Origin of the sequence: Prosthecobacter algae, from assembly GCF_039542385.1 — a bacterium.
GTDB classification, from domain to species: Bacteria; Verrucomicrobiota; Verrucomicrobiia; order Verrucomicrobiales; family Verrucomicrobiaceae; genus Prosthecobacter; species Prosthecobacter algae.
The window spans coordinates 14,999-31,017 of sequence record NZ_BAABIA010000003.1; the positions used below are offsets into that span (position 1 = coordinate 14,999).

The window sequence follows — 16,019 nt, forward strand, 5'->3', positions numbered from 1 at the left end:
AAGATTACCTCCGCCCCTCATTCTCCCGATCATGTCTAGTCATTCTACCCTAAATCACCGTCAAAAGGCACTTCTCGGACTGCTCTCTGCAACCGCCCTTTTTCTGCCTCTGGCTGCTGAAGCCCAGCTCGGTGTTTCCCCCTCTCAAAACGCCGCGTTCCTGACGGAATTGCGTGCCCGTGATCCAAAGCGTGCCGATGAAAACCGCGATGTGCTGGGAGATGCCCGTGAAAAGCTGGAAACTGGCCGTGCCTTGTCTCGCCCAGAAGTTTTCAGCTTCAGTGCGGCCAACCCTCGCCGTTTGAATGCGGACCTCACAGGGTTCCCAAGCCAATATCAGCTCGGTCGTTCCTACCTCAGTCCCTGGTATGATGGCGTGGTCGCTCCAGACAACACGCTGCAAAAAGCCGCTGGTATCAATGCAGGTTTTGCCTTCGAGCAGGGCTTTGAATACAATTCAGCCATCAACGGCGGCAAAGGCGGGCTCATCCTCTCCTCCACCCTTCTTTTTGATGGCAGCTACAAACTGGCAGACAATCAGCGCCTGACCCTCACTGGCGGCCTCGGTTTCAACTGGGTCTCCGGCAATGACCAGATCAACTGGAGCTTCTTCAGCGACGAATTCGGCCTTGCCGTCCTGCCCGGCACATCCCTGGCCTATGACGCCCAGTTCGGCCCCATTTCCCTGACGCTCTATGATCGCGTCAGCGTCCGCCCCTATTTCGGCATCTTGCAAAATGACCTGGGCATCGCAGGCACCTGGCAGATCGCCCCTGCCCTTTCCTGGACACTGAACTACACCCACAGCACCAGCCATGATGTGGATGGCAATTACTTCGGCAGCGTCCTACCCGTGGCAGATCTGGACACCTTCTCCTCCATCCTCAGTTACGATATCAATGCCGCCCTCAGCGTCGGCCTGGAAGGTGCGCTCAACTGGCTGGATCACGACAATGACGAAGTGGCCAATGATGGCACGCTCTGGAACATCGGTGCCTTCGTTGCCTGGAAACTCAGCGACAATGCCCGCCTGCGCGTGGCCACTGGTTACCAGCACCAGGAATTCGACAACACCGCCTTCTTCGCCTTCATCCCGCCCTTCTTCGTGATCCCCAATGATTCATCGGATCTCAGCGAGCCCTACTACTCCATCAGCTTCAGCCAGCGTCTTAGCGACCGCTTCAGTCACGAACTGGCAGTCGGTTACGAGTCCAACCTTGATTTCGGGTCCAACTTCACCAGCTCCCACTACGTGAATTACGGCCTCACCGCCGACACCTGGAAAGGCGGCCGCATTACCGCCAGCGGCTTCGTGGAACACAGTGACCAGTCGGCCAGCTTCAATTCCGGTCGGTTCACCAGCTTCGGACTGGACCTGCATCTGGCCCAACAGATCACCTCCAGGCTTACCGCCGGCTTTGGTTATTCCTATGCCCGTTTCGAAACGGATATCAGCAACACTTTCGGTAACACCGCCACCAAGTTTAATCAGCACATACTGGGTCTGAATCTGGCCTATGCTCTCAATGCCAGAACGCAGGTGAATCTCGGCTACCAGTCCTTCCTTTTCACCCAGGGTGGCACCCCCAGGGCTGACCATCACCGAGTGATGCTGGGCCTGCGTTTCCAGTTCTAAAACCGTGCATCCGACAAACCCGGCTCCGTCAAACGAGCCGGGTTTTTTCATGGGTATTTTGGGAGGCGGGACTCAATACAAATCATCCGAACCGCCCACTGTCTGCAAACTTGGGGCGACATCTTCCCCCAAGGATGAATCCACCCAGAGTTTGTCCTCCACATAACCGAGAGCCTGGGGCAACTGCTGCACAATTGTTGTGATCTGCCTTTCCAGTTCACGAATGAAGGACTCAATCGATGCCGCAAAATCCTCTTTGGCCAGCGACCCTGAGGCGGCATTCAGGCACACCTCCAAAATCGTCTCGTTCACAAAGGGTTCTAGCCCATAACCGATCATGGCCACCGCTCGGCTTCGGGGCACATCCACTAAAAAAAGAACACCCCGGTTGTCCCCGCCTCTTTCGACGGCGCTGAACAGGCTGCCTTTGTTGAACAGCCAAAAGGCATGCAACGCCAAAGGGACTTCAGGAGAAAGATCAGCTAAGACCGATGCAAAGCTGACCTGCGGAAACCGCTGGTGCAGGGCATGCACTGCACGCTGGACTGAATGCCGTCTCCCCTTAGACAAAACCTTGGCCACATCCGCCACCGGTCCACTCAGCATCGGCGGGATGCCCATGGACTGCGCCAGTGCATCCAGTGAAAACCCGCACTGCGTGCAGGCCTGGTCATGCTCCAGGGCAGGATGTCGGCAGGCAGGGCAGCGCATGACAGCAAAGAGAATGCGCAGGCGGCGCGGCGCAATGCCTTTCACGCCGCCTTTTTCCGTCCAGCTCAGGCAACCTCGCTGGAAGCTGGGATGTAGGGGTCTTCATGCAGAACCGGGCGTTTGGCCCCACTCAGCAACTTGATCCACTCCACCAAACAGCCGAAAAAGATGATCGCCACCGCCACCAGGAAGAAGCCGGTCACCCAGGCATCTACCAGACCGTTGAACTTCAGGTGCCCCCAGTCGGACAACTCTTTGGCAGTGCCACCTGCGGCGATCTTACCCGCATACAGGTCCACCTGAGCGAGGAAGCCCATGCTCGGATTCTTGTCGAACAGCTTGATGTAACCCGCCGTGAAGGTGGCCGTGATGAGCAGCGCCAGCGGAGCCAGCGTCACAGCGATGTATCGAGCCTTGCCCATCTTGATCAAAATGGTCGTCCCCAGACAGAAGGCGATCACCGCTAGAAGCTGGTTCGCGATGCCAAACAAAGGCCAAAGGGTGTTGATGCCGCCGAGAGGATCCACCACCCCCTGATAGAGGAAGTAACCCCACATGGCCACAAGCATAGCACTGGCAAAGACGTTGGCTGGCAGACTCTTCGTATTGCCGAGCGGCTTCCAGATGTTGCCCATGAAATCCTGGAGAATGAAGCGGCCCACACGAGTTCCGGCATCAATCGTCGTGAGAATGAAGAGCGCCTCAAACATGATGGCGAAGTGGTACCAAAAGGCCATCCACTGAGCGCCAAAAGCGCGGGCGAAGAGCTGGGCCATGCCCACAGCAAAGGTCGGTGCCCCCCCGGCGCGTCCAAACATGGTCTTTTCACCAATGTCGGTCGCCAACTGGTTCATGCCCGCCACCGTCACGGGGTAGGCCCCGTTTTCCAGCGCACTGATCGTGGCCACCACCTGCTCAGGCGACATGGTTTTGTTGATGCCCGCATTGATGGCGAAGTATTCGCCCGGCTGCAGCGCACAGGCGGCGACCAACGCCATCAGGGCCACCAGCATCTCAGTAACCATGGCTCCATAGGCCACGCTGCGGATGCTGCCTTCACGGTCCAGCAACTTCGGTGTGGTACCGCTGGAGATCAGTGCATGGAAACCGGAGATGGCCCCGCAAGCGATGGTGATGAACACAAAAGGAAACACCGCGCCGAGGAACACAGGCCCGGTGCCATCAATGAACTTCGTGATCTTCGGCATGTGCAGTTCCGGTGCGACAAAGATGACTGCAATCGCCAGCACCGCCACCGTGCCGATTTTCATGAAGGTGCTGAGGTAGTCACGAGGTGCCAAAAGCATCCAGACCGGCAGGACCGAAGCAGCGAAGCCGTAGATCATAATCGCCCAGGCCATCCATTCGCCGCGCTGCTCAAAGTAGTGCTCAATTCCCCAGGCTCCGAGTTTGCTACCCGCCCAAACCCCTACCAGCAGCCCCACGATCCCAAAAATCGTCACGGCTTTGACACTGATCTTAAAGATGGTGTGCCCCACGCCCATGCAGAACGCCAGTGGGATAGTCATGGCGATGGTGAAAAGGCCCCACGGGCTCTCTGCCAGAGCCTTCACAACGACCAGCCCCAGCACAGCGAGCAGGATGGTCATGATGGCGAGCACTGAAATCATCGCCACAAAACCGACGAGAGGGTTCACCTCCTCCTTCAGCATCTGCCCGACGGATTTTCCACCGCGGCGGATGGAGGCAAACATCACAATCGCATCATGCACCCCGCCGCCCAGCGTGGCACCGATAAGAATCCACAGCATGCCTGGCAGGTAACCAAACTGCGCCGCCAGCACCGGGCCGACCAGCGGTCCAGGACCCGCAATGGCCGCAAAGTGGTGACCGAAAACGACCCACTTGTTCGTCGGCACAAAGTCTTTGCCGTCCTTTTTGGTATGGGCAGGTGTTGAGCGTTCGTCATCCAGCATCAGCACCTTCGTGATCAGCCACTTGCTGTAAAAGCGGTAGGCCACCGCAAAGGAACACAGCCCGGCTACCACAATCCACAGGGCATTGATCGTCTCACCTTTATGAAAGGCCGAAAAAGCCACCGAACCTGCACCAAGCGCAGAGATGGCGATCCAAAGAAGAATGCGAAGGAATTTGGGCATAGCTGGGACGGCAGATTAAAGGGACGGGCTCAATGAGCAAGAAAGAAGGCAGCCTTGGAACGTCCTTGGACAGTGATTTTCACCAGCCAGGGTAAAAGGAACGCCAAAATGGGGCGCTTCCGCCCCTTTGTACCGTCTTTTCCCGGCAACTGGGGCTGTTCAGACCGTGCGTTTCACCACGATCTGCTGCTGGCGGGTCTTGAGGATGCTGTCGCTGGGCAGGATGCCCGTAAAGCTACTCAAAGGATAAACAATGCTCCGGCGGCCGATCAGGCTGCCGGGATTGATGACGCTGTTGCAGCCAATTTCGGCATGATCCCCGATGATCGCGCCAAATTTGCGCAGCCCCGTTGGGATCGCTTTCTTGGAGTCTGAAATGGTCACTTCGCCCCGGTCCAGCCGGACATTGGAAAGCACCACGCCGGCCCCCAGGTGAGCCTTGTAGCCCAGGATGGAATCCCCCACATAATTGTAATGAGGCACTTCACAGTGGTCGAAAATGACACAGTTCTTGAACTCGCAGGAATTGCCCAGCACGCAGGCATTTCCCACGATGACATTCTCGCGAATGTAACATCCCGCACGGATCATGCAGTTCTTACCAATCCAGGCCGGTCCCTTGATGACCGCGCCCGGCTCAATGGTGGTACCTTCATCAATGAAAACATCCTCCCCAATGAACGCCCCCTGGGGAATCGGGCAACGGAGTTCCCGCTGAAGGCGAAAATCGAGGTAAGACTCGATCTTCGCCAAGGCTGACCACACCGGGTCCGTAGGCGTGAACAGGATGCTATGCTGGGTATGGGCAAGATCGAGGAAATCGGCGGGAGAAAACATGGCGGGAGTTCAGAGATGGAAATGCAGGATTCTGGATTTCTGCTTCGGGAAAGAGGCTCCGGCTCTGCAAGGCCCCTCTGGCTGCCGCAAGCAGGCCCCGAGTCTGAAACCCACAGCCAGTCGCCTTTACACGGTCATGACTTCCTTTTCCTTGGCAGCCATGTGCTGGTCCAGTTCGGCAATTTTCTTGTCTGTGAGGGCCTGCACTTCCTTTTCCAGGCGATGCAGATCGTCTTCCGTAATGATGCTGTCCTTTTCGCCTTTTTTGAGCTCTTCAATGGCCGAACGGCGGGCCGAACGCACGCGCACCTTGGCCTCTTCGCCCATTTGCTTCACCAGCTTCACCATCTGCTCGCGGCGCTCCCCGGAAAGGGCGGGAATCGGTAGGCGGATGACTTTGCCCTCGATGCTGCCATTCAATCCTAGGCGGGACTCACGAATTGCACGGTCAATGTCGTGCAAGGTGGCGGAGTCGAAAGGCTCGATACGAATCAGACGTGAATCCGGTGTGGTGATCATGGCCAACTGCTTCAGCTTCATGTGGGAGCCGTAGCTGTGCACATGCACATCCAGCCCCTCCACCAGGCCAGGGGAGGCCTTGCCTGTGCGCACAGCGGCGAATTCATGAATCGCAAACTCGACCGCCTTGGTCATTGAGTCTTCACACTCCAGCATCGTCATTTCAGGGTCCATGGACATAGCAGTATCGGGTAAAAAATTGCAGAAAGAGGAGTCTAGGATGCCCGCCAGTCCGGCGTGTGTCCACTGCGGAGTTTGGATGAGGAAGTCATCGCCGCCCCACGCCAAAGGCAAAAATGATCCCATTTCAAGCCATGACCGGAGTCTGGCTTGAAATGGGCACGAAAAAACAAGGATCACACCTTGCCGTTCGCATTCACCAGAGTGCCCATCGGCTCACCAATGAGGGCGCGGCGGATGTTGTCCTGCTCGTTCATGCTGAAGACGATGATCGGCATGTTGTTTTCCATGCAGAGTGAAAATGCCGTCGCATCCATCACCTTGAGCTGTTTCGTCAGGCACTCGTGGAAGCTGATGTTGTCATAGCGCACCGCGTCCGGGTTCTTGTTCGGGTCGGAGCAGTAGATGCCATCCACCTTGGTAGCCTTGAAAACGCAGTCGGCCCCGATTTCGCTGGCACGCAGCGCGGCCGTGGTATCGGTGGAAAAGAAGGGGTTGCCTGTGCCTGCGGCAAAGATCACCACACGGCCCAATTCCAGGTGGCGCATGGCCACGCGGCGGATGAAGGGCTCGGCCACGTTTTTCATCTCGATGGCGCTCTGCACGCGTGTCGGCACATCCATGGCCTCCAGCATGGACTGCACCGCCAGGGAATTCATCACCGTGGCCAGCATGCCCATGTAGTCCGCCGTGGCTCGCTCCATGCCTTTGTTGCTAGCACTGACGCCACGCCAGAAGTTGCCACCGCCGACGACGAGGGCGATTTCCAAGCCTGTCTGGTGGGCGGCTTTGATCTGGGCCGCGATGTCCTCCACAATTGGAGGCGAAATGTTATCGGTGCTGCCGGGCTCCCGAAGAGCCTCACCGCTGAGTTTGAGAAGTACGCGCCTGAATTTCCGGTTGCCTGTGTGATCGCCCATGTAGGTGTTGATTTGGCCCGTCATACATGAAGTGCAAGGGGATGCAAAGATATTTCCAGGAGTACGGGGATGTTTAGGGCAGTTTGACCGACTAAACGGAGACCTCAATGGCCTCACACTTTTCCCGCCAGCCGGGGAAACTCCACACATTCGGAAATCCGGAGCATTGCAGCGGCTTCACCTTCTGGATCCGGCAGGTGTTCAGCCCATCCAGAAACAAACACTCGCCATTGGGCTTATCAATGATGGAAAGCCCCGTGCGGTTTGCATTGAGGCGAGTGCAATCACGGATGAACTCAGCCTCGTCCATGCCGATGTAGGCAGCAATCGCTGTCGCCTCTTCAGACGTCACATTGACATCTCCGGGCCAGCGGCAGCAGTTGCCGCAGCGCTGGCACTGGTAATAGGGCTTGGATTTGTCAAGAAAGGGCTGTGTGCTCATGAAAACTTTAGCATTCGCACGATTCGTGCGGCGTTTCATAGTACATCGAATGATCCGTCTCTTGCAACGCATGGATGACGCCCAGCCTCGGCATGCCGAAGGCGGCGCGTCAGCCCCCCTCCCTGCCCTGCGCCCGGTCACCCTGCTGGCCGATGCCGATGAGTCTGCTGAAAACGCCCTGGAAGACTGGTCACGCGGTCTGGACTGGGTGCACTGGCTCTTTTCCAGCATCCGGCAGCGGCTTCCAGGCATCTACTTCCACGCCACACCACTGCCACAGCCCAGCCTTTACCCACGGGCACCCATCACCCAGCAGGCCCTGGCCGCCCGTTGGGAAAACTTCACCCAGCAGGAACTGCGCGGCCCATTGGGGCAATGTCTCATCCAGGCCTGGCAGGCAGCGCAGTCGCAGGACCTGCCGCGTCTTCTGGAACTGGATGCTCAACTCTCCGCCACCCTCCCCGCGACCAGCCTCTCCTCCAGCGCCGAGGCAGGCGCACGTCTGCTGCAAGGCACACGCGGTGCCCGTTACCAGGGCATTCTCGGCCGTTACAGTGTAAGCGCGATTCCGGTTTGACCCACGTCCACAGGTGGTTTGACCCACTTTAGGGACTTTTGAGCGGCTTTGAAGCGGCTCTTAAACGAGGCTTTAGGCGTACGGAAGCACTGTGCGGGCCTTGAAAGCGGTCCCCCAGTAGCCGCGATGGAAGAGGCCTGCACGGTCTTTCAGGGTGTCCAGACCGACGGCAGGCGGGTAGCCCACGGTGCAGGTCGTCTGGCCCCGTGCGAAGTCATGCGACACATCCTGGATGATCAGGGCCCCGTGCTCGGTCGGCTCGTCACCGGTCAGCTCGATGCGCTGGCCAGGCTTCAGCTCCAGCCCCATATCCAGGTCATCAAAGGCCACCGTGCCCCGGCCGCGCAGGACGGCGAGCTGCTCATACAGATTCTGCACCAGCGCGGCGTTGCTGAGGTTGTTCAGCTCCAGCGACAGGTCCAGGCTCAACCCCATCACATTCAAGCCGTCCTGTCGCGTTGCGGCCGGATACTTCCCAAAGGCGACCAGCTCCTGGAATCCAGGCAGGTAATCCGCGTTGAATTGGGCATCCCCAACCCGGGCGATAATGCCTGCAGGAATGATCTCATTCAGGGCGGTCACATCCGCCGTTTTCAGGGGGTGTGAACCGAGGGCAAAAACACGCGGCGTCGTGATCGTGGAATCCACACAATACACCTGCGGAATCGCGGGCGTGTAGTCGGTGTAAAACGACGCCGCCGGCACGACGACCAAAGTCTGCTTGATCGCATCCGCCACGCTGATGTCTTCGACCAGGCGCATCTGCGGAAAATACGACGCGCCAAAGGCCACCGTAGGCGCGGCCAAAAGCGTTGGATGGCGATCCAAAACATAGGCAAAAAGCGAGTCGATTTGCTCTTGCACGGAAGTGAGCGACCCCACCCCCACACCCGTCAGCGGAAAGAGGTTAGTCTTACCCGTGATGATGCGCGGGCTAGCCCAGGTGTCAGGGGTAGTTCCAGCATCGTCACCATCGCCCAAAATTCGATCCCCTTCAGCCGTCGAAAAGACCTCCCCGTTTTCGACATAACCATAGGGGGAATACGTCCACGGCTGGCGCGCCAAAGTGCGCCACCAATTCTCCACGCGAAAGGTCGTTGTAAGGCTGTCCGGCTGGTAGCTATGGGAGGGGTCCACCACGTCGCCGGCAAAGACGCAGCGGCCGTTGATCAGGAACCTCACTTTATCGTTGCGCTGCAGCGCCAAAGCCTGGCCGAAAACACGGCTCTGTGAGAGCGTTAAAGCCGATATTTCCCCGTTGCGTTCGATGAGGTTTCTTGGGACCAAATCCAGCGCCTGGCAGGTCACAGGATCAGCGCCATTCACGATGATTTGATAAAGGGGGCTGGTGCTCATTGGGCAGTCCTTTCATTGAACGCTGCAAACTGGCCTTCCAAGCGCTTCAAAGCAGCGTCAAAAGCCTGCTGGTTGGCCGCCACTTTAGCCAGGCCTTGCGTGATCGTTTCAGCCAGGCGCGTCCCCTGTTCGGTGCCTGAGGCTGCGAGGTTTTCGGCGAGCTGTTTCAGCTTTGCTTTTTCCTCTTCGGAAGTGTCATTGTTTTTCAGTCCGGCCGCCGCCTCGTCATAGGCTGCTTTTCGGCTTGCATCGCCCGTGCCTTGCCCCAGTTCACCCAGCGCACCACGGATCTGATCTTCCCCGCTGCGATCATACATTGGCGGGGCATCCGGCTGAGTCGCCTCAGATGGACGATTAGCGGCCTCTTCCTGCTTGCGCTGTGCTTCAGACTGCGACCATGACCTCACACGATCGCGCTCCAATTTGCGTTCGGTATTGGTGATATCGCTACCCTGTTCAATGGCCAGCTTTTCACGGGTGGTTTGATCTTTGGACTTAGCCTCTTCCAAAGCTTTTTCAGCGGCCTTGACGGCATCCTTAGCGGCCTGTTGCTGCTTGCTTGAATCGTAGTCCGGAGTGAGGTCGGAACCGCGCCTTTTAGCTTCGGTTTCAAAGGCGTTTTTATAAGCCTGATCTGCGGCTTCACCACTGAGGCCGAAGGAAGCCTGTTTGCCCACCCCGGAGATCTCCGCAAACTGCCTGGCGCGCTGCATTTCCTCCGCTTCAAGCTGGCGTTTTTTCTGAAGGTCATTTTCAGCGGCCGTAACTCCGCCCCGGCTGATGCTCGCCTGGTCTTCGCGTTGCTGGGTGCGTTCAGCCAGTCGCCGGCGCTCAGCTTCGGCCCGTGCCTTTTGGATGGCCACCGTCTTGTCGGACTGGTTCAGAACCGGGTCCATTTCGATCTGTTGGATGGCGTCCTGTTCATCCTGATCAATGCCCGCCATGTTCGCTTGCCGGCGTGCATTCTCCACGTCCATGAGCTGACTCATGGCCAGCTTGGTTTTGTTCAGGGAAATGGTCAGCTCTTCCAGCCGATTGATAGCGTCGCGAGGCTCTGCCCGATTGATCTCCTTAACCCATTCTTGCCATTGCTTCTGATTGTCAGCGAGGGCCATTTCTGCCCCTCTCATCACGTCTTTCAACCGGCCAGGGAAAGACCAGGATTCGATGCCTGTGGCCTCGCCCAGCCGCTGCCAGGTCTTATCCCAATAATCAGACCAGGAACCGCCATTGGCCCAATGCTCCAAGCCCTTCATGATCTCATCACCGATCATCTTGCCAAACTGCCACGCGCCCGCCGCGCCGGCGGCGGCTCCAGCGCCTTGCAGGATGTTGCCGCTCAGCACCTTGTCCAGCCCCTGGTTGAGGGTGTCTTTCAGCCCACCTGTAGCGCCAGCGCCGGCATCGCTACCGCCGCCGCTTTTGCCCTTCTCAACCTCTTCCCGTGTCCGGGCCAGCATCTCCTTGACCTTGGCGAAACGATCCTCCAGATCCTTCCCCGTTTGGGTCAGCTTGTTGGAGGCGGTTTCAGCGGCTTTTGAAACGCCTTCAATGGCCTTTTCAGTGGTCTTAATAGGCGCGATCTGTGCCTCTGATTTCAGAGTCACATTGATCGAGTAGCTGCGTTGTTCAGCCATGTTATTCGGAGGCTTTAGCCTGGTCCCAGGCGGTCTTATAGCAGAAGCCGTAACCGACCATGATCTGGCGGAAACGCAGCGTTGAGATCTCGTGGAGATTGCCCTCGCTGTCCGCGATCTTTTGCGGCGTCGTGTTGCTGATCAGCCCCAGATCCAGCGCCTCGCGCACCAGCGCCAGCATCTGGGTGAACTGCAGACGATCGCGATCGGCCAAGCTCAGGGTGAAGCCTTCCGGCTGCACCAGGTAACCGGCTTGCAGGGTGGCCTTAGCAGACTCCAGCGGCTTGATGTCGCGGATGATCCATTGGCGCTCTACGCGATCCGCAAACCAAACAAGGGTTGGCTCTGCCCGTTGCGTGGTCACGTTGATTTCAGGGGCCGGGATCTTCACTAGAGGCACGACCGCTGGAGGCACCCAGACCGAAAGCTGTGGGATCCGCAGCGGCTCCAGATCTGGCACCCCTTTTTCGTCCACGGGCAGAGTCACCAGCTCCTGGGTATCCAGACGGCCAAAGGTGCGCATCTCAGCGCCCAGGGCGGCGATGGCAAACAACAAAAAGAAGAAGAGTGTTTTCATGAATCAATAAGTCATTTCTACCCATTCAATGCGGGCCAGGGTGCGAGAACTGATGCTGTCCAAATTCGTTGTCCGAATCACGAGAGAGTCCGTGTCATCATCGGCCAGGATCTCCAGATCCGTGGCGCTGTCGGCTTCGTAATCGGTGCCGATGGTTTCGGAACTCAGCAGAGAGGTTGTGCCCGTCGCATTCCTAATGATTGCCTTGCGGACAAAGTAGCTGGCCGTGCCATCACTGGCCGTGGTGACAACAAAGATCATCAGGCCCATCACTTTGCCACTAGGGACCGTGAAGCGCGTGATGGATCCATCGACCAAGAGATTAGTCGGGGTGTTGCCGACTGTTGTCGCCCGGGCGAGAGAGCTGCCGCGCTGGGCATCGCCCTGGGTGCTGAAAGCCCCGTTTGACCAGGCATCCATTCCGTAACGATCTGCCAGCGCATTGTAACCACCGGCGCGGCTGTAGCTGCCCGAGGCCGTGACAGCTTGGCCACCTCCGATGAATGAGGATGCGCCAGAGGCCACGCACCCCACGCCCCCAAACACGGCCGCATAGTTGGCACTGGCTGTGGCCTGATAACCGGCGGCCATGGATCCGCTGCCTCCCGTAGAGGCCGCGAGGTATCCACCCGCCAGGCCATACTGAGAAGTCACCTTGTTGTATCGGCCCCACAGCAGCCCCGAAGAAACACCGCTGGCAATGTCGGCAGAGTTGTTCCGCCAAGGGCCCTGCAAATCCACCGCGTAGGCCCCGCGCTTAGCACCGCCCGTGGCACTGTTATCTGGCTCCCCAAAGCCAATCAATGCACCCGTGCCCTTCGGACTCAGCACCAGGTCCACATTGGTGCTGCCACCTGTGACGGCCAGCTCCAGCGCATTGATCGTGTTGTTGGGCGAGCTGGTGTGCAGGGTTTCTGTGACGGAAGCCAGGCCACCGCTGACCGTCTGCCAGGTCTGGTCACCGCGCAGAAACTTGGTACTATCGGCCGTACCACTGCCCAGCCTTCCGGTGGCCACCGTGCCCGTCGTGATGTTCCCGGCGTCGATGCCACTGCCAACTTTGGATCCACTCAAAGAACCATCGGCCAGGTCTGCCAGATCCGCGTCATAAGCCTGAACATCGGTTCCGATCGCAAGGCCGAGGGCCGTGCGGGCATTCGGGGCCGTGGTCGCATTCGTGCCCCCGTTGGCAATGGGCAGCGCGCCAGTGACTTCGGTCGTGAGGTCAATGCTGGATCCAAGCAAAGAGGTGTTGGCGCTGTAGGCTTGCACATCGGTTCCGATGGCCAAGCCCAGAGCTGCTCGGGCAGCGGCGGCCGTCGTGGATCCAGTACCACCGTTCGCGATGGGCAGAGCGCCGGTGACTTCGGTCGTCAGGTCAATGCTGGATCCAAGTAAAGAGGTGTTGGCGCTGTAGGCTTGCACATCGGTTCCGATGGCCAGGCCCAGAGCTGCTCGGGCATCGAGGGCCGTCGTGGATCCAGTACCACCGTTCGCGATGGGCAGAGCGCCGGTGACTTCGGTCGTCAGGTCAATGCTGGATCCAAGCAAAGAGGTGTTGGCACTGTAGGCTTGTACATCGGTTCCGATGGCCAAGCCCAGAGCTGCTCGGGCATTGGCGGCCGTTGTGGATCCAGTACCACCGTTCGTGATCGCTAAAGCCCCCGTCGTGATGTTGCCGGCATTGATGCCCGTGCCCACTTTCGAACCGGTCAAAGTACCATCGGCCAGATCTGTGAGGTCCGCATCGAGCGGCTGGTATGCATCCACGGCCGCCGCTGTCGTGAGATAACCCGCGATGCTGGCTCCAGAGGGAATCGTGACGGTGCCGGTGAAGGTCGGACTCGCCAGGGGAGCCTTGGCATTCAGGGCGCTTTGAAGATCGGTCTGCGCGCTGAGGGTGCCGGTAATGCTGCCCCAGGTGCCAGCGCCACCACCACCAGAGCCGACCAGCGCACCATCCACGAAGGAAAGGCCATCGCCCAGCGTGTAGCTCACTGGGTTGCCGCTGGCATTGGTGCCCCATAGCGTCAGGTTGCCTTTGGTCCAGTGCTTGGGCGTTGCGGGCCCCGTGGTGCTGGTCTTGAGCGGGATCGTGAATTGCCCCACGGACTGCGCCTGCAGCAGGCCAGCGGTCAGGATTAAAAAGGCGGTAAAAAGGTGCTTCATAAACTTTTAAAGATTGGACTCGCCATAATTGACCAGGTCCGTGGATCCCAGATAGACCCCGGCATTGCTGTACCAGTGGATGCGATCGCCCGCCGTGCTGAGGCGGGTCTGCATCGTGCCACGCACATACCTCGCATCAGCCTCTTCCAGCGTGATGGGTGCGCCCGGATTGGCATCGGGATCCCCGACGGCATCGGCGGCCGATTCGAAGACCGTCAGGAAGCCCGCGCCAAAGATGATTCGCCCGCCTGTGGCCAGCAAGGCTTCCACGACCATCCAGTACTTGGCGCTGTCTCCTGTGATGGAAAGATTGCACTGGGCATTGGTAAATTCGATGTCCGCCGTCTGCCCTGTTTTAGCGAGCCATTGCGCGCCGGTGATCTGGTCCAGATCCACCGCTGCCACCGTGGCGACCATGAGGTCCGCCGCACCCACTGACCGGCTTTCCTTGACGCGCAAAGTCACGCTGGTAATCCCTTCGATCGAAGCGATGGCATCGCCTTCAAACAAGCCCAGCTTGAAGACTGTGGCGCGGCCTCTCCACATCTCAGCGGTTAGGCTGGCTTGGGAAAACCGTGCGTTGCGATCGCACTTCAGGCGCTGGGTGTGGATCGTGGCCATGCAGACTATGAGGTGCTGGTGTCGCCGGTGAAGAACCATTCATTCGCGGCGGTCTTGATCAGGTAGGTCACCGCGTTCTGGCCGTTGGCATTGTCGCGGCTGGAAGCAAACTTCACCGTAGCTCCAGCCCCCGCCACAATGGTGAGCTGACCCGCGCCATAACGCAGGATCGGGATCTGGTGATAATTGGGGAATTCAAAGCTGGCGTCCGCTGGAATGGTGATAGTGACCGCTGAGGCACTATTGACCTTCAGGATGATGCCAGGCGGATGATTCGCGAGGTTCAGCGAAAGGCTTCCCGTGACTTCAAAAATGGCATCGCCCAAGCAAGATGCCAGCATGCCGATACGAGCCCGAGCCCAGGCTCCATCGACCAAGCCCAAAGCTTGGAATCCAGCAAGAGTGGTGGGGATCGTTTGGTTTGTGGCGAGATCTTCGGTGGCAGGCATAAGGAGAATCAGTCAGGGGTGTCAGCGCTCAGAAAGACGCCAGTGTCATCGGTCAAAAAGACGAGCGCATCGGCATCATCATCAGCAGCCAGAAAGGTGATGGCCCCGGAGCCGTTAAAGGAGCTGTAACGAAACTTGTAACTGTAAGCCAGGCGCAGAGTCCGGCCTTCAAAGCTCATTTGCGGCTTCTGCAAAACGGCCCCGTGGAAACGCTCTTCCTGCCACACGCCCCCTTCTTCAAAGCGTTCGATGATATCGCCTACCAGACCATGAGGCCAGTCTTCGGGAGACTCCCGCGCAAAGCTGTTCATCCACTGCCAGCATTCCAGAGTCGTGGCAAAAAGGCGCGAGGTGGTGAAGCGTTTGTCGGACCGCTCATTGCCCCGGTCCAAGTAGCGAGAATGCGTCCATCCCGCGCCGCCAATCTCCTGGACAGATCGCTGATGTTGAGCCTGGCCACCTTCCACGCCGCTATGCAGGGCCTGGCTCTTGAGGGGGTCACCCGCAAGCCAGTCGCGATCGTTATCATCGCCATTTCGTGCCAGTCGTACTTTGATCATGCGAGCATCGCCACTTGGCGTTCAAGGTCGGAAAAACGGTTTTCAAAAACGGATCCAGCCAGGGCCTGGCCGGGGGTGCGGAATTGGGTGGGGGTGCCGACAGCGGCGACTTCAGACGGCGCGCCTTCGGTGTCGGACTCAGGTTCTGGAGCGGGTTTCGGTTCCGTGGGTTTGACGGGTTCAGGCTTGGGTGCAGGCGGCGGCGTTTGTTCTGGCGGCTCCTGGCTTTGGCCATCCTTATCCTTCTCTTTCTTCGCGGCCCGCTCTTCTTTCGTCAGAACCTTGGCGACCGTGCGAGGATCCTCACGGCGTTCCTTGCGGCGCTCCTCACGGCCCTTTTCACGGGCATCATCTTTGGCCTTGCGCTCTTCCGGTGTCAGCACCTTGGCGACGGTATCCTTGGAGTTTCGGCGCTGCTCTTTTTTGGCCCGGCTCTTCTGTTCGCGCTGGGCTTGGCGGGCCTCGCGTTTGGCACGCTGGGCTTGCGTCTTCGGGTTCTTTGGCGGCTTGGCTGCTTGTCGATCAGCCTGCTTGGCTTGGCGCTCGCTGCGCGTCAGCACCCGGGCGACTGTGCGGCCGCTGCGGATCCCCGCTTCCCGCCGCGCCAACTTCTGGCCCTGCCTCGCCGCGCCTGACTGCGACCGCGCCGCCACGCTCTGAGCGCGGGTACGTACACGGGCAACAATCTTGCGGGGTTTCTTCATGTTG

At 58.8% G+C, this 16,019-nt stretch carries 16 protein-coding genes; 2 read left to right on the top strand and 14 right to left on the bottom strand.

Annotated features, from left to right (window positions below; translation table 11 throughout):
* The first annotated feature begins 31 nt into the window (after positions 1–31).
* Entirely contained in the window at positions 32–1,636 is a 1,605-nt protein-coding gene (locus tag ABEB25_RS06815; protein ID WP_345735643.1) for a TonB-dependent receptor, read from the top strand.
* Between the two features lie 72 nt (positions 1,637–1,708).
* Here the strand turns inward: ABEB25_RS06815 and ABEB25_RS06820 are convergent, their stop codons facing one another.
* The 6 genes from ABEB25_RS06820 to ABEB25_RS06845 all read right to left on the bottom strand — a co-directional run bounded on the left by ABEB25_RS06820 (position 1,709) and on the right by ABEB25_RS06845 (position 7,365).
* Positions 1,709–2,347: a TPM domain-containing protein gene (locus ABEB25_RS06820; protein WP_345735644.1), complete on the bottom strand. Its 639-nt coding sequence runs from the start codon at positions 2,345–2,347 to the stop codon at positions 1,709–1,711.
* Between the two features lie 65 nt (positions 2,348–2,412).
* Positions 2,413–4,467: a carbon starvation CstA family protein gene (locus tag ABEB25_RS06825; protein WP_345735645.1), complete on the bottom strand. Its 2,055-nt coding sequence runs from the start codon at positions 4,465–4,467 to the stop codon at positions 2,413–2,415.
* Between the two features lie 159 nt (positions 4,468–4,626).
* Positions 4,627–5,304, bottom strand: a complete 678-nt coding sequence (locus ABEB25_RS06830; RefSeq protein WP_345735646.1) for an acyltransferase — start codon at positions 5,302–5,304, stop codon at positions 4,627–4,629.
* A gap of 126 nt (positions 5,305–5,430) precedes the next feature.
* Positions 5,431–6,003, bottom strand: a complete 573-nt coding sequence (gene frr, locus ABEB25_RS06835; protein ID WP_345735647.1) for a ribosome recycling factor — start codon at positions 6,001–6,003, stop codon at positions 5,431–5,433.
* A gap of 176 nt (positions 6,004–6,179) precedes the next feature.
* Positions 6,180–6,947 (bottom strand): UMP kinase, encoded by a 768-nt coding sequence (pyrH, locus tag ABEB25_RS06840; RefSeq protein ID WP_345735648.1) that lies wholly within the window; start codon positions 6,945–6,947, stop codon positions 6,180–6,182.
* Between the two features lie 67 nt (positions 6,948–7,014).
* Positions 7,015–7,365: a YkgJ family cysteine cluster protein gene (locus tag ABEB25_RS06845; protein ID WP_345735649.1), complete on the bottom strand. Its 351-nt coding sequence runs from the start codon at positions 7,363–7,365 to the stop codon at positions 7,015–7,017.
* Between the two features lie 49 nt (positions 7,366–7,414).
* On the opposite strand from ABEB25_RS06845, the gene ABEB25_RS06850 reads away from it, so the two are divergent.
* Positions 7,415–7,942, top strand: a complete 528-nt coding sequence (locus ABEB25_RS06850) for a hypothetical protein (RefSeq protein WP_345735650.1) — start codon at positions 7,415–7,417, stop codon at positions 7,940–7,942.
* A 72-nt stretch (positions 7,943–8,014) separates the two neighbouring features.
* Here ABEB25_RS06850 and ABEB25_RS06855 read toward each other — a convergent pair whose 3' ends face one another.
* The 8 genes from ABEB25_RS06855 to ABEB25_RS06890 are packed head-to-tail and all read right to left on the bottom strand — an operon-like array spanning position 8,015 to position 16,015.
* Positions 8,015–9,298, bottom strand: a complete 1,284-nt coding sequence (locus ABEB25_RS06855; RefSeq protein ID WP_345735651.1) for a hypothetical protein — start codon at positions 9,296–9,298, stop codon at positions 8,015–8,017.
* On the bottom strand, positions 9,295–10,935 hold the full coding sequence (locus ABEB25_RS06860; RefSeq protein ID WP_345735652.1) for a coiled-coil domain-containing protein: 1,641 nt from the start codon (positions 10,933–10,935) through the stop codon (positions 9,295–9,297). Before ABEB25_RS06860 ends, ABEB25_RS06855 begins: the two co-directional genes overlap by 4 nt.
* Position 10,936: 1 nt before the next feature.
* Entirely contained in the window at positions 10,937–11,512 is a 576-nt protein-coding gene (locus tag ABEB25_RS06865; protein ID WP_345735653.1) for a hypothetical protein, read from the bottom strand.
* 3 nt (positions 11,513–11,515) lie between these two features.
* Positions 11,516–13,681: a beta strand repeat-containing protein gene (locus tag ABEB25_RS06870; RefSeq protein WP_345735654.1), complete on the bottom strand. Its 2,166-nt coding sequence runs from the start codon at positions 13,679–13,681 to the stop codon at positions 11,516–11,518.
* 6 nt (positions 13,682–13,687) lie between these two features.
* The gene (locus ABEB25_RS06875; protein WP_345735655.1) at positions 13,688–14,302 is read right to left on the bottom strand and encodes a hypothetical protein; all 615 of its coding nucleotides are present in this window, start codon (positions 14,300–14,302) and stop codon (positions 13,688–13,690) included.
* A gap of 5 nt (positions 14,303–14,307) precedes the next feature.
* The gene (locus ABEB25_RS06880; protein ID WP_345735656.1) at positions 14,308–14,751 is read right to left on the bottom strand and encodes a hypothetical protein; all 444 of its coding nucleotides are present in this window, start codon (positions 14,749–14,751) and stop codon (positions 14,308–14,310) included.
* An 8-nt stretch (positions 14,752–14,759) separates the two neighbouring features.
* Entirely contained in the window at positions 14,760–15,311 is a 552-nt protein-coding gene (locus tag ABEB25_RS06885) for a hypothetical protein (protein WP_345735657.1), read from the bottom strand.
* Positions 15,308–16,015 carry a hypothetical protein gene (locus ABEB25_RS06890; protein WP_345735658.1) on the bottom strand — a complete coding sequence of 236 codons (708 nt, stop codon included), beginning with the start codon at positions 16,013–16,015 and terminating at the stop codon, positions 15,308–15,310. Before ABEB25_RS06890 ends, ABEB25_RS06885 begins: the two co-directional genes overlap by 4 nt.
* Positions 16,016–16,019 lie beyond the last annotated feature (4 nt).